A 12,729-nucleotide genomic window follows, 5' to 3' on the forward strand; every position below is an offset into this window, starting at 1 on the left:
CATCGCGCATCTGTCATTTTCCGGCACTCGCAATGACGCCGGACATCGGCCAAGGACGGGATCACAGAAAAATGACATGGCTCAAATCGCTCATCATCGCCGGAACGCTGCAGGTTCTGGCCATCGCCGCCAGTCATGCCGGCGCCAATCTCGACCAGATCAAGCAGTCCGGCGTCTTCAAGGTCGGCACGGAAGGAACCTATGCGCCCTTCACTTATCATGATGCTTCCGGCGCGCTGGTCGGCTTCGACGTCGAGATCGCGCGGGCCATCGCCGAGCGCCTCGGCGTCAAGGCCCAGTTCCTCGAAGGCAAATGGGACGGACTGATCGCCGGTCTCGACGCCAACCGCTACGATGCCGTCATCAACGAAGTCGGCATCACCGAGGCGCGCAAGGCCAAATATGATTTCTCCGATCCTTACATCGCCTCCAAGGCGGTGCTGATCGTGCGCGGCGACAACACCGACATCAAGAGTTTCGCCGACCTCAAGGGCAAGAAGGCGGCGCAGTCGCTGACCTCGAATTTCGGCAAGCTGGCTGAAACCAACGGCGCCGAGCTCGTCGGCACCGACGGCTTCGACCAGTCGATCCAGCTGCTTCTCACCGGCCGCGCCGACGCCACCATCAACGACAGCCTGTCCTTCCTCGACTTCAAGAAGCACAAGCCCGACGCCAATGTGAAGATTGCCGCGCAGGAAGAAAACGCCGACTATTCCGGCGTCATCGTGCGCAAGGGCGATCCGGAACTGGTGGCCGCCATCAATAAGGCGCTGGCCGACATCAAGGCCGACGGCACCTACCAGAAGATCGCCGACACCTATTTCGGCCAGGACGTTTCGAAGTAAAACGGCTTTTCTCGTGTGGGCCGAATGCCGGCCCGCGTCGTTCATGTCGCGGCGAGCTGTCTTTGACGGCCCGCCGCTTTCGCGTGATATGAGCGACGGCAATCTGGCAAGGAGGAGCCTTCGTGCCGCACTGGCTGCAATTGATGCTGGAATCCCTGCCTACGCTGCTGTGGGCTGCACTGATCTTCACCGTGCCGTTGACGCTGCTGTCGTTTGCATTCGGTCTTGTCCTCGGCCTGGTCGTGGCGCTTGTCCGCCTGTTCGGTCCCAAACCGCTGGTCGCCGTGGTTCGCTTCTACGTCTGGATCTTCCGCGGCACGCCGCTTCTCGTGCAACTGTTCCTTATCTTCTATGGCCTGCCATCGGTCGGCATCCTGCTCGACGCCTTTCCGGCAGCACTGATCGGCTTCACCTTGAACATCGGTGCCTATTCGTCGGAAATCATCCGCGCCGTCATCGGTTCGGTGCCCAAGGGCCAGTGGGAGGCAGCCTATTCGATCGGCATGACCTGGGCCCAGGCAATGCGGCGCACCATTCTCCCACAGGCAGGGCGCGTCGCCGTGCCGCCGCTGTCCAACACCTTCATCTCGCTGGTCAAGGACACTTCGCTCGCCGCCGCCATCACCGTGCCGGAGATGTTCCAGGCAGCGCAGCGCATCGTCGCCACCACCTATGAGCCGCTGATCCTCTATGTCGAGGCAGCGGCCCTCTATCTGGTCATGAGCTCCGTGCTGTCGGCCTTGCAAGCGCGGCTGGAAACAAGGCTGAACCGCTATGGCGGCTTCCTGGAGGCGCGCGCATGATCGGCCTCACCAACATTGAAAAGCGTTTCGGCGACAATTTGGTGCTGAAGGGTGTGACCGTCACCATCGAGGAAGGCAGCGTCACGGCGCTCGTCGGACCATCGGGCGGCGGGAAAAGCACGCTTTTGCGCTGCATCAACCTGCTCGAGCTGCCGACTTCAGGCACTGTGCGGATCGGCGACGATGCACTCGAATTCCACCCCGGCGGCAGGGTCTCGACCAGGGATATCCAGCGGCTGCGGCTGCAGACCGGCATGGTGTTCCAGAATTTCCAGCTGTTTCCGCATCGCACCGCGATCGAGAACATCATGGAGGGGCTGGTGACGGTGCTGAAATGGCCCAAGGAAAGGGCGCGCGAACGGGCGCTGGCTCTGCTCGAAAAGGTCGGCATGACGCACAAGGCCGATGCCTGGCCGGCGACGCTGTCGGGCGGCCAGCAGCAGCGTGTGGCGATTGCCCGGGCGCTGGCGCCTTCGCCGAAAGTCCTGCTCTGCGACGAGCCGACCTCGGCACTCGATCCGGAACTGGCGCAGGAGGTGGTCGATGTGCTCAGCCAGCTCGCCAGCGAGGGCACCACCATGGTGATGGCGACGCATGATCTGCGGCTCGCCTCCAAGATCGCGCGGGAAGTGGTGTTCCTCGATGGCGGCAACATCGTCGAACAAGGGCCGGCCGCGGTGCTGTTCAGCAACCCGGAGCGCCAGCGGACTAAGCGGTTCATCGCGACGCTGAAGCAGGAGGCGGAAAGGGAGGGCGGTGGCGAGAGCTAAAGCGCGTCGCGTTTGACCGGCCTCATGCGACGCGCTTTAGGCTGTTGTTTTTACGCATGTCGTTATCGCAAAACCGCTGCACACTTTTGCGCGACATGCATTAGAATGACCATCGCCGGTCAGCCAAAAACAAAAAACCCGGCGCGAGGCCGGGTTTTTTAATTTCCAGGGCGAAAAAGCTCAGGCAGCTTCTTCCTGCTCGGCTTCCTCGTTATCGGCCTTGGCGCCGCGCTTCGGGCCCTTGTTGAGGTTGACCTCGATGAGGCGCACCGCTTCGGTCTCCGACATGCGGTTGACGGCCGCGATCTCGCGGGCCATGCGGTCGAGCGCCGCCTCGTAGAGCTGACGCTCGGAATAGGACTGCTCCGGCTGGTTGTCGGCGCGGTAGAGGTCGCGCACCACTTCCGAGATCGAAATCAGATCGCCGGAGTTGATCTTGGCATCATATTCCTGGGCGCGGCGCGACCACATGGTGCGCTTGACGCGGGCGCGGCCCTGCACGACCTTCAGCGCGCGCTCGACATAATCCTCTTCCGACAGCTTGCGCATGCCGATCGAGGTCGCCTTGGCGACTGGCACCTTGAGGCGCATCTTGTCCTTCTGGAAGTCGATGACGAACAGTTCCAGCTTGTGGCCTGCAACTTCCTGCTCGTCGATCGAGACGATCTGGCCGACACCATGCGCCGGATAGACGATGTACTCCCCGGTCTTGAAACCGTGGCGCGCTGCGGTGGACTTCTTCTGCGGGGTGATCGTTGCCATTACGCCCTGAACTCCTTGTTGTGGTACCGGCATCGTGCCGGCCCGAACTCGTGCGACCGGGGTGACCGGTCGTTAGCCACACAACGATGAACTCACCGGAAAGGCTAGGACCGGCAAATCGCAACATTGCGACCGCCTGCCCCAGATCGCTCTGGTCCGGATTGAGAAATTCACCTTTCAGTGATTTGGGGCGTTTGCGCCATAAATCGACGTTGTGTCACCGGCATGTTGAGCTGATGTAACACAAAAAGTCGGAAGAATCAAGGTTTTGCTGCACGCGCGAAGGCCATGCGCCATCGCCGTCTGTCAAGGCAGTTAATGTATCACGTCTGTTACGCGGCGTCAGGCGGCCGCAATCGGCAGTCTTGTCAATCGCCTTCGCCGGGCTCCGGGGAGAAATATTTCTCGAATTTGCCAGCTTCGCCATCGAAGTTTTTAGCGTCAACCGGCGGCTCCTTCTTGGCGGTGATGTTGGGCCATTTCTCGGCATATTCGGTGTTGATCTGCAGCCATTTGTCGAGGCCCGATTCGGTGTCGGGCTTGATCGCGTCGGCCGGGCATTCCGGTTCGCAGACGCCGCAATCGATGCACTCGTCCGGGTGGATGACGAGCATGTTCTCACCTTCGTAGAAACAGTCGACCGGACAGACCTCGATGCAGTCCATGTATTTGCATTTTATGCAATTGTCGGTCACGACATAGGTCATTGGTCGGCTCCGGGGCGTCCCATTTTGTTGGGCCTTTTTGGTGAGGTAATGCCTTTGTCCGCTGGTGGCAAGGGCAGCCCTTGCCAGCAATGCCGGGGTTTCCGGAATGGAATTCCAGAGAGCCGGCAAAGCGGAAGTTTGACCTTGCTCAATCGTCGCCGAGCAGATGGTCGGTCTGGCGGCGTTCCTTCTTCGTCGGGCGGCCGCTGCCGGCCTCGCGCAACGGAGGCATGGCATCCGGAAGCGCCGCGCCCTTGGGCACCGGAGGCGGCGACATGTCCTCGTAGAGCAGGCGGGCTTCTTCGGCCGGCCCGCGCCGTGCACCGGTGCCAAGGACCTTCCAGACGAAGATCCGCCGCTCGAGCGTGATGGTCAAAACGTCTCCCGGCCGGACCGTATCGGAGGCCTGCGCTGCTTTGTCGCGATTGATGCGGACGCGTCCGGCGACCACCAGCTTGGCTGCCAGCGATCGTGATTTCACCGCGCGCGAGAAGAACAGCCATTTGTCGATGCGCTGGCGGGCATCAGTGACCATCGGACGAGCAGCTTACTTCTTCAACTGGTCGCGCAATGCGGCGAGCTTGGCGAAGGGGGAGTCCGGGTCGAAGCGGACCGGGCGTTCCTCACGCGGCTTCGGCTGGAAGGCGGGCTTTCCGCCCGGCGCGCCGCCTTTGCCGTCCTGCCGGCCAGCCTTCCAGTCGGGCCGGTTTTCACGCCGGTCGGGGCGTTCGCCCTGCGGCTTGCCGGAGCGCTGCTCTCCCGCCTCGCCTTGCGGCTTGGGCTTGAATTTGCTGCGGTCGAAGCGCGGCTTGCCGGCGCCGTCACGCTGATCGTGGCGCCCTTGACGGGCGGGCCGGTCGCCCGGCGTTCCTGTCGGTTGCCCGTCTGCATCTACAACCGGCGCATCGTTGCGGCCCTCGCGTGCGGCCTGGCCGTTACGCGCGCGATTGTCCCGATGATTGTCCCGGGGACGATTATCTTGCTGGCGATGACGCGGGCGCTGGTCGAAGCGACCCTGCCGCCACAACAGGATAGGTTTTGGCTCCTCGGTCTCTGGAGCGGGCTCGCCGGTGACGGCTTCCGCCGTCGCCGCAGGTTCGGCCGGCGATGTTTCCATGGTTTCGAAAACCGGCGGCTCTGCCGGTGTCGTAGCCTCAGATTCCGCCCCAAGTTCCGCCTTTGGCTCAGCCGCTGGTTCAGCAGCCGCTTCGGCGGCGGGCTGGGTCTCTTGCGTGACTTCTTCTGGAGCTGCCGGCTGGTCTTCCGCGACAGCCTCTGCCGCCGTTTCGGTTACGGCTTCGGCCGCAGCCTCCGCAACAGGGGCCGCATCCGACACGGGCTCGGAAGGCTCCGCCGGTGGCTCTGCCGCGGCAGCTGCTTCCGCTATCCTCGCCTGCTCGGCCCGCGCAGCCTCGTCCGCGGCCTGCTTTGCAGCGGCGGCTTCACGTGCGGCATTGTCTTGTGCTTCGAGCCGCGCCTTGACCTCGGCCGCCGGTTTGGCATCGGCGCGATAGCCTAGGCCCTTCAGGATCTCTTCCATGTCGTCGGCGGTGGCGCCGAGGATAGACATCATCGGCGGCGTCACCATGAAAGACTGACCGTCATAGGCGCCGTCGGGGCGGGGCCCGAGGCCCGGCTTCCAGTTGGTCGCCGGCCGGATCAGGTCGGCCAGCCGTTCAAGAATATCGACGCGTACAGCACGCCGGCCAAGATTGCGGTAGCCGGCAAGCTTGTAGAAAGTCTTGTCGAAGGTCGGATCGATGACCACCGAGGTGCGGCCGGAGGCCAGCGCGTGAACGACATCGCCGAAGCCGGGCTTGTCCTTGCCGTCGTTTCTCAGCGCCCACAGCAGCGTTATCAACCCGGCCGGCGCCGGCTTGATCAGCGCCGGCACGAAGACGTGGTAGGCGCCGAAGCGCACGCCGAGACGGCGAAGCGCCGCGCGGCCTTCCTGGTCGAGGGACTTCATCTCGTCGGCGATGTCGCGACGGTTGATGAGGCCGAAATGCTCGACGAGCTGGAAAGCAATGCCGCGGCCGATGCCGGTGATCTGCTCCGCATTCTTGAGGTCGACCAGCGGCTTCAGCAGGGATTCGATCTGGAAATTGACGAAGCGCTCGGCGCGCGCGGCAACCTTGTCGCGGGCCGGACCGGTGAGTTGCTCGTCGGCCAGCAGGACGAGACGCGGCTTCAAAGCGTCTTCGCCGGCGACCAGCGTGCCGATCGGCGCGCCGATCCAGCGCAGCGTGCCATCCGAACCCAGGGCGATGTCGCCATTGGCCGAGGCACCGAAGCGCTCGGCCCGCGCCTCGAACTCGGCGGCAAGCGCCTTCTGCGCCGCCGCCCGCACCGCCTTGGCATCCTCGCCGCCGGCGCTCTGGTCGGCAGTGAAACGGAAACCCTGCAACTCGCCGACGTGGTGGCCTTCGACGAGGACGGTTCCGGTTGGGCTGATTTCGGCTTCAGGCATCGTGTTTTCTCTAAGGCGCCGCATGAGGACGGAAGTCCTGCGGTCTACAAAACGTTTCGTCAACCGCTCATGCAGCGCATCCGACAATCTGTCTTCGATTTCGCGCGTCTTTTCCTGCCAGTGTGCCCGATCGGCCAGCCAGCCGGGCCGGTTCGAAACGAAGGTCCATGTGCGGATCTGGGCAATCCTGTGCGACAGCGTGTCGATGTCGCCTTCGGTGGTGTCGGCACGGCGCACCTGCTCGGCCATATAGTTCTCGTCGACATGGCCATGCTTGGCAAGGTCCATGTAGATAGAAGCAATCAAGTCGGCGTGCTGGGCCGGCGCGATCTTCCTGTAGTCGGGTAGCGCGCAGGCTTCCCAAAGCAGCGCCACGCGCCTGGCATCGGTGGTGAGTGCCCGGATGTCCTCGTCGCGCGACAGATGCTCGAGCGCCTGCGCGTCTACTGCCGGCAGTGCGCGCGTCAGACCTTCGACCGGAGCATTGGTCTCGATCGAGCGCTTCAGCGCATCGAGGTTGGCGAAATCGAAGTGCGCGGTGCGCCACTGCAGCACTTTCACCGGGTCGAAATCATGCGCCTCGATCTTCTTGACCAGTTCCTCATCCAGCGGATCGACCTGGCCGGTGACGCCGAAGGTGCCGTCGCGCAAATGCCGGCCGGCACGGCCGGCAATCTGGCCGAGCTCGGCCGAGGTCAGGTTGCGGTACTGGTAGCCATCGAATTTGCGGTTCTGGGCGAAGGCGACGTGATCGAGGTCGAGGTTGAGGCCCATGCCGATGGCGTCGGTGGCGATGAGGTAGTCGACGTCGCCCGACTGGAACAGCGCCACCTGGGCGTTGCGAGTGCGCGGGCTTAGCGCGCCGAGCACGACGGCGGCACCGCCCTGCTGGCGGCGGATCAGCTCGGCTATGGCATAGACCTCGTCCGCCGAGAAGGCGACGATCGCGGTGCGCCGCGGCAGGCGGGTCAGCTTCTTCGAGCCGACATAGGCAAGATGCGACAGGCGTGGCCGTGTCACTACCGACACGCCCCGCAGCAGGCGCTGCAGGATGCCGTGCATGGTGGCGGCGCCGAGCAGCAGCGTCTCCTGGCGGCCGCGCAGATGCAGGATGCGATCGGTGAAGATGTGGCCGCGTTCGAGATCGCCGGCGAGCTGGACCTCGTCGATGGCAACGAAGGCGGCATCGGTCTCGCGCGGCATGGCTTCCACCGTGCAGACCGAGTATTTCGCGCCCGCCGGCTGGATCTTTTCCTCGCCGGTGATGAGCGCCACCTTGTGAGCGCCGACCTTCTCGCAGACGCGCGTATAGACCTCGCGGGCGAGCAGCCTGAGCGGCAGGCCGATGACGCCGCTTTCATGCGCCACCATCCGTTCGATGGCGAGATGGGTCTTGCCGGTGTTGGTCGGGCCGAGCACGGCCGTCACGTCTCGACCCGACAGGATCAGCGGTTCAGTGTGTTTCGGATGGATGTTCATCGGCCTGGAAATAAGGCTCTCTGCCTCGCATTGTCGGGAGCGCGCCCATATTGGCCGCGTATGACAGGCGACACATAGGGATTTCGGGCGCGAAGCGAAAGCGGAATGTGCCGAGGCAGGCCGATTGGTTCGTTCGAAGCCGCAAATCTGTTCCCGATTAACAGTTGGAACGAGTCTGGAACGAATCAGCGACGAATCACAGACTCGCGCTGATTCAGGTTTTGTTCACGGCTACATCTGGGTTTTCTGCCGGCGAGTCTCACCACATGCTGAATCACAGAAACTGGCCCGATTCATGCAGGTAGCATCCAGGCGAGCACCTCCGTTAACCTTTGCCGGTGAATGATCGTGGCCGGCCAATCCGCTTCGTCCAACATTGTGAAATTATTGATGTTTCTTAATGCGCCTTAATCATTTCAATGGTGTTTTCAGCACTCGCCGTTAACATTCCGCTCAAAGCCGGAACGAATCGGCGACGAATCAGCGATAGGCAAAGTTTCTCGATTTGTTCACCGCAACATGTTGTGTCGTGAACAGCTTTTCCACCGAGAATCCACAGGCAGTGAGACGGCTTTTGCACAGGCTGCGCGGCGGCCATTAACCTTTGCGTGCCGGATTGGGGCAGCGTGCCGCACCGCGATCGTTCAACGGGAAGGCTGCTATGGAAACGGGCCGTTTTGCGGCCCGTTTCGTCCAGCGCGTATCTGTCTCAACGTAAAGATAAAGTTATCAGCTAATATACTGCCCGCCATTGGCGGATATGGTCGAGCCGGTGATGAAACCGGCATCGTCGGAAGCGAGGAAGACGACGCAGCGCGCGATCTCCTCCGGCTCGCCGAGGCGGCCGACCGGGATCTGCGGGATGACGCGCTCGTTGAGCACCTTCTCGTCCATTGCCTTGACCATTTCGGTGGCGATATAGCCGGGGCAGATCACATTGACGGTGATGCCGGCGCGCGCACCTTCCTGGGCCAGCGCCTTGGTGAAGCCGATGTCGCCGGCCTTCGAGGCCGAATAATTGACCTGGCCGACCTGGCCTTTCTGGCCGTTGATCGAGGAGATGGTGATGACGCGGCCGAACTTGCGGTCGCGCATGCCGCCCCACAGCGGATGCGTCATGTTGAAGACGCCGGAAAGATTGGTGTCGAGGACCTCTTTCCACTGCTCGCGCGTCATCTTGTGGAACATCGCATCGCGGGTGATGCCGGCATTGTTGACCAGCACCGAGACGGGACCGAGTTCGGCCTCGATCTGTTTGACGCCGGCGGCGCACGCCTCATAGTCGGCGACCGACCATTTGTAGACCGGGATACCGGTCATTGCGTTGAATTTCTGCGCCGCGTCGTCATTGCCGGCATAGTTTGCGGCAACCGAATAGCCGGCGCTTTTCAAGGCGATCGAGATCGCCGCACCGATGCCGCGCGACCCACCTGTAACGATTGCGACCTTTGTCATAATGCTCCCTCCCAGAGTGAATGGTGAATAGTGAATAGTGAATGGTCGCGAAAGCCCTCTGGTCTTCCATTCACCATTCACTATTTTCCATTCACCCGATTGCTTCCACGCACATGGCGACGCCCATGCCGCCGCCGATGCACAGCGTGGCAAGGCCTTTTTTCGCACCGCGACGGCGCATCTCGTAGACCAGCGTGTTGAAGACGCGGGCGCCCGACGCGCCGACCGGATGGCCGATGGCGATGGCACCGCCATTGACGTTGACGATCGACGGGTCCCAGCCCATGTCCTTGTTGACGGCGCAGGCCTGCGCGGCGAAGGCCTCGTTGGCTTCGACCAAATCGAGGTCGCCGACCGACCAGCCGGCCTTGGCCAGCGCCTTGCGCGAGGAGGGAATCGGTCCCGTCCCCATAATCTGCGGGTCGACGCCGGCAGTCGCCCAGGAAACGATGCGCACCAGCGGCGTGATGCCGCGCCTTGCGGCTTCCGCTTCGGTCATCAGCACCACGGCGGCGGCGCCGTCATTGATGCCGGAAGCATTGGCTGCGGTTACCGTGCCGTCCTTGTCGAAGGCGGGCTTGAGCTTGGTCATGGCGTCGATCGTCGCGCCGTGGCGGATGTATTCATCCTGGTCGACTACCGTGTCGCCCTTCCTGCCCTTGACTGTGAAGGCAACGATCTCGTCGTTGAATTTTCCGGCTCTCTGCGCAGCCTCGGCCTTGTTTTGGGAAGCCAGTGCGAACTGGTCCTGGTCGTCGCGGGTGATTTGGAACTGGCGGGCGACGTTCTCCGCGGTGTTGCCCATATGATAGCCATAGAAGGCATCGGTCAGGCCGTCCTTGATCATGGTATCGATCAGCTTGAAATCGCCCATCTTGACGCCACCGCGCAGATGCTGTGCATGTGGAGCCATCGACATCGATTCTTGGCCGCCGGCAACGATGATTTTTGCATCGCCCTGTGCGATCTGCTGCATGCCGAGCGCGATGGCGCGCAGGCCGGAGCCGCAAAGCTGGTTTAGGCTCCAGGAGGTCGCCTCCTGCGGCACGCCGGCGGCCATAGCCGCCTGCCGCGCCGGGTTCTGCCCTTGAGCTGCGGTCAGGATCTGGCCGAGAATGACCTCGTCCACCTCCTTGCCGTCGACACCGGCACGAACAAGCGCTTCCTTGACAGCGACGGCACCCAGTTCATGAGCCGGCGTGTTGGCGAAGGCGCCGTTGAAGGAGCCGACGGGCGTGCGCGCCGCACTGGCGACAACGATGGCGTTGGAAGCGGACATGTTCTTCTCCATACTTTCGGGGAGCGATTTCGGGTGCGGTCGGGGACTTTTCTTGCCCTTTCCACAACCCGAGTCAAATCCGAAATGGGCAGGGCGTTCCTCCGCGGCAAGCGGGCCGCGCGTCGCTGCGATGACGGCTCATCCGTGCTGCGCAGCATAAAATGTTCCCGCACTGCACAAACTGCTTGGATTCATGACGCTTTTGCGCATATCCTTTAAAAAGGCGTAATCGTTACCGGCGGCTTACTTAAGCTGGCCGGTGTCCGGGGAGGATGCAGATGGCCGCAAAAGACGAACCTATTGTTATCAAGAAATATGCCAATCGCCGTCTCTACAATACGGGCACCAGCACCTATGTGACGCTTGAGGATCTCGCTGAAATGGTCAAAAAAGGCGAGGAGTTTACTGTCCAGGACGCCAAGACCGGTGACGACATCACGCATCCGGTTTTGACCCAGATCATCTTCGAGCTGGAGAACAAGGACGGGCAGAACATGCTGCCGATCCCGTTCCTGCGCCAGCTCATCGCCTATTACGGCGACCAGATGCAGATGATCGTGCCGAGCTTTCTCGAGCAGTCGATGCTGGCCTTCTCGAAGGAGCAGGAACGCTTTCGCGAGCAGATGAAAGATGCCCTCGGCAAGTCGCCGATGGACATGATGAAGATCGCCACGCCGATCAAGGTGCTGGAGGAGCAGACGCGGCGCAACATGGAAATGTTCCAGAACGCCATGCGGCTGTTCACGCCGTTCCCGCCTGCGGGCTCTGCGCCGGCAGCAGCGCCGGCCGAACCGGCCAGGAAAGAAACACCGGAAAAACCCGACGACCTTCAGGAGCTGAAGGAGCAAATCGCCGCGATGCAGCGCAAGCTCGACACGATGTCGTGATTGCCGGGGCGAGGCGCCGCGTCGAACCTTCCCTCAGGTGCGGCTGAGACTTCGCACACAGCGCGGCTAGAGCTGCTCCGGCAGCGGTCCCTGGTAGCGGGCGCGCGGCCGGATCAGGCCGTTGCTTGTCACCTGCTCCACGGCATGCGCGGCCCAGCCGATGCTGCGGCCGAGTGCAAACAAGCGGAACGGCGAGTCGGACGGCAAGCGGAGGCTGCGCGTCAGCGCGGCCAAGGCGAAATCGACGTTCGGGCGCATGCCCGTTGCTGCAAAGGCCGCATCGCAAAGCCGTAGCAGCCCATCGTCGACATCGACGGCGGCCAGCAACGGCTCCGCACGCGGATCGCCTTCGGGATAAAGCGGATGGCCAAATCCGGGCAGCGGCCTGTCGTGACCGAGCCAGCGTCCGATAGCCGCATCCGGCCCCAATCTCTGCGCATCCTCCGCCAGCATCATGACTGCCTCCGCGGCGCCGCCATGGCGCGGACCGGAGAGCGTGGCGAGGCCGGCAAGCAGGCAGGCCGAAACAGGTGCACCGGTGGACGCGGCGACCCGCGCGGCGAAGGTCGATGCGTTCAGTTCGTGATCGGCCAACAGCACCAGCGAGCGGCGAATCAGGTCTGCGCCAGCAGCATCGAGGGACCAGCCCTGCGCCAGTCTTTCGTGCACGGCACCGGTTCCGCGAACCGCGCCGAGCGCCTGAGCCAGAGCGGCGATGGCGCCGGCCGCATCTTGGTTGAGCGAAGCCGCCCTGCGGCCGAGCGAAGGCCGGCCCTTCGCCGCCAACGCGGCCAATTCCGCGAAGGCAGCCGGCCGGCCAGTTGCGCCGTTGCCATGGCGGCTCGCCGACACGAACGACACTGCTGCGTCAGATGCCCAAAGCAGGCTTGCCGTCTGCTCCAGCGTGGCAGTCTCGCAGAGAGCAACCGCATCCTGGCCGCGATAGACGAGGCGGCCGTGCAAAACGGTCGAGATCGTGGTGGCGATTGCCGGCTCACCCCAGGCAATTGCGCTTTCGGCGATTGCCTGGGGATTTCGGCCGCGCGCCCGGCGGCTCGCCAGCGCCGCGATATCGTCGGCGCGATACTGGCTGCGGCGTGGGTCGGACCGATCCGGCCGCATGCCGATGCGCCCGCGGCTGACATAGGCATAGAGTGTCTGCGCGCGCACCTTGAGGCGCTCCAGGGCTTCTTCCCGCGTCAGCCACTCCGTCATGTCAGCCTTGGCATGTTGATTCAGTTGATCAAGATTGATGGTCTAGTCGCCGACCCT

General features: G+C 63.0%; 11 protein-coding genes. 4 read left to right on the top strand and 7 right to left on the bottom strand.

Annotated features, from left to right (window positions below; genetic code table 11):
• Positions 1 to 71 precede the first annotated feature (71 nt).
• The 3 genes from NKI85_RS01545 to NKI85_RS01555 all read left to right on the top strand — a co-directional run bounded on the left by NKI85_RS01545 (position 72) and on the right by NKI85_RS01555 (position 2,418).
• Positions 72 to 845 carry an amino acid ABC transporter substrate-binding protein gene (locus NKI85_RS01545; protein ID WP_352522841.1) on the top strand — a complete coding sequence of 258 codons (774 nt, stop codon included), beginning with the start codon at positions 72 to 74 and terminating at the stop codon, positions 843 to 845.
• Between the two features lie 122 nt (positions 846 to 967).
• Positions 968 to 1,648 (top strand): ABC transporter permease subunit, encoded by a 681-nt coding sequence (locus tag NKI85_RS01550; protein WP_023721020.1) that lies wholly within the window; start codon positions 968 to 970, stop codon positions 1,646 to 1,648.
• Positions 1,645 to 2,418, top strand: a complete 774-nt coding sequence (locus NKI85_RS01555; RefSeq protein WP_352775469.1) for an amino acid ABC transporter ATP-binding protein — start codon at positions 1,645 to 1,647, stop codon at positions 2,416 to 2,418. The genes NKI85_RS01550 and NKI85_RS01555 overlap by 4 nt, the downstream gene beginning before the upstream one ends.
• Positions 2,419 to 2,598: 180 nt before the next feature.
• On the opposite strand, the gene NKI85_RS01560 is transcribed toward NKI85_RS01555, so the two are convergent.
• The 6 genes from NKI85_RS01560 to NKI85_RS01585 form a co-directional block, all read right to left on the bottom strand.
• Complete coding sequence (locus NKI85_RS01560) at positions 2,599 to 3,180, bottom strand: CarD family transcriptional regulator (RefSeq protein WP_006327799.1); 582 nt, start codon at positions 3,178 to 3,180, stop codon at positions 2,599 to 2,601.
• Positions 3,181 to 3,548: 368 nt separating this feature from the next.
• Positions 3,549 to 3,887, bottom strand: coding sequence for a ferredoxin FdxA (gene fdxA / locus NKI85_RS01565; RefSeq protein ID WP_352522839.1), 339 nt, complete (start codon positions 3,885 to 3,887; stop codon positions 3,549 to 3,551).
• Between the two features lie 148 nt (positions 3,888 to 4,035).
• Positions 4,036 to 4,422, bottom strand: a complete 387-nt coding sequence (locus NKI85_RS01570) for an RNA-binding S4 domain-containing protein (protein ID WP_352522838.1) — start codon at positions 4,420 to 4,422, stop codon at positions 4,036 to 4,038.
• A gap of 12 nt (positions 4,423 to 4,434) precedes the next feature.
• Positions 4,435 to 7,836: a helicase-related protein gene (locus tag NKI85_RS01575; protein ID WP_352775472.1), complete on the bottom strand. Its 3,402-nt coding sequence runs from the start codon at positions 7,834 to 7,836 to the stop codon at positions 4,435 to 4,437.
• 729 nt (positions 7,837 to 8,565) lie between these two features.
• On the bottom strand, positions 8,566 to 9,291 hold the full coding sequence (gene phbB / locus NKI85_RS01580; RefSeq protein WP_352522836.1) for an acetoacetyl-CoA reductase: 726 nt from the start codon (positions 9,289 to 9,291) through the stop codon (positions 8,566 to 8,568).
• Between the two features lie 91 nt (positions 9,292 to 9,382).
• Positions 9,383 to 10,570: an acetyl-CoA C-acetyltransferase gene (locus NKI85_RS01585; protein WP_352522835.1), complete on the bottom strand. Its 1,188-nt coding sequence runs from the start codon at positions 10,568 to 10,570 to the stop codon at positions 9,383 to 9,385.
• Positions 10,571 to 10,848: 278 nt separating this feature from the next.
• Here NKI85_RS01585 and phaR point away from each other — a divergent pair, with 278 nt between their 5' ends.
• Positions 10,849 to 11,457, top strand: a complete 609-nt coding sequence (gene phaR, locus NKI85_RS01590) for a polyhydroxyalkanoate synthesis repressor PhaR (protein ID WP_352522834.1) — start codon at positions 10,849 to 10,851, stop codon at positions 11,455 to 11,457.
• 66 nt (positions 11,458 to 11,523) lie between these two features.
• Here the strand turns inward: phaR and NKI85_RS01595 are convergent, their stop codons facing one another.
• Complete coding sequence (locus NKI85_RS01595; protein ID WP_352522833.1) at positions 11,524 to 12,672, bottom strand: citrate/2-methylcitrate synthase; 1,149 nt, start codon at positions 12,670 to 12,672, stop codon at positions 11,524 to 11,526.
• Positions 12,673 to 12,729 lie beyond the last annotated feature (57 nt).

The sequence above is a fragment of the Mesorhizobium sp. M0571 genome, assembly GCF_040320985.1.
Lineage (GTDB): Bacteria > Pseudomonadota > Alphaproteobacteria > Rhizobiales > Rhizobiaceae > Mesorhizobium.

What these genes read in the sequence shown, in the direction of transcription:
- NKI85_RS01555 (WP_352775469.1), top strand. Translation starts at nt 1,645, where the DNA reads ATGATCGGCCTCACCAACATTGAAAAGCGTTTCGGCGACAATTTGGTG.
- phaR (WP_352522834.1), top strand. Translation starts at nt 10,849, where the DNA reads ATGGCCGCAAAAGACGAACCTATTGTTATCAAGAAATATGCCAATCGC.
- NKI85_RS01545 (WP_352522841.1), top strand. Translation starts at nt 72, where the DNA reads ATGACATGGCTCAAATCGCTCATCATCGCCGGAACGCTGCAGGTTCTG.
- NKI85_RS01595 (WP_352522833.1), bottom strand. Translation starts at nt 12,672, where the DNA reads ATGACGGAGTGGCTGACGCGGGAAGAAGCCCTGGAGCGCCTCAAGGTG.
- NKI85_RS01560 (WP_006327799.1), bottom strand. Translation starts at nt 3,180, where the DNA reads ATGGCAACGATCACCCCGCAGAAGAAGTCCACCGCAGCGCGCCACGGT.
- phbB (WP_352522836.1), bottom strand. Translation starts at nt 9,291, where the DNA reads ATGACAAAGGTCGCAATCGTTACAGGTGGGTCGCGCGGCATCGGTGCG.
- fdxA (WP_352522839.1), bottom strand. Translation starts at nt 3,887, where the DNA reads ATGACCTATGTCGTGACCGACAATTGCATAAAATGCAAATACATGGAC.
- NKI85_RS01585 (WP_352522835.1), bottom strand. Translation starts at nt 10,570, where the DNA reads ATGTCCGCTTCCAACGCCATCGTTGTCGCCAGTGCGGCGCGCACGCCC.
- NKI85_RS01570 (WP_352522838.1), bottom strand. Translation starts at nt 4,422, where the DNA reads ATGGTCACTGATGCCCGCCAGCGCATCGACAAATGGCTGTTCTTCTCG.
- NKI85_RS01575 (WP_352775472.1), bottom strand. Translation starts at nt 7,836, where the DNA reads ATGAACATCCATCCGAAACACACTGAACCGCTGATCCTGTCGGGTCGA.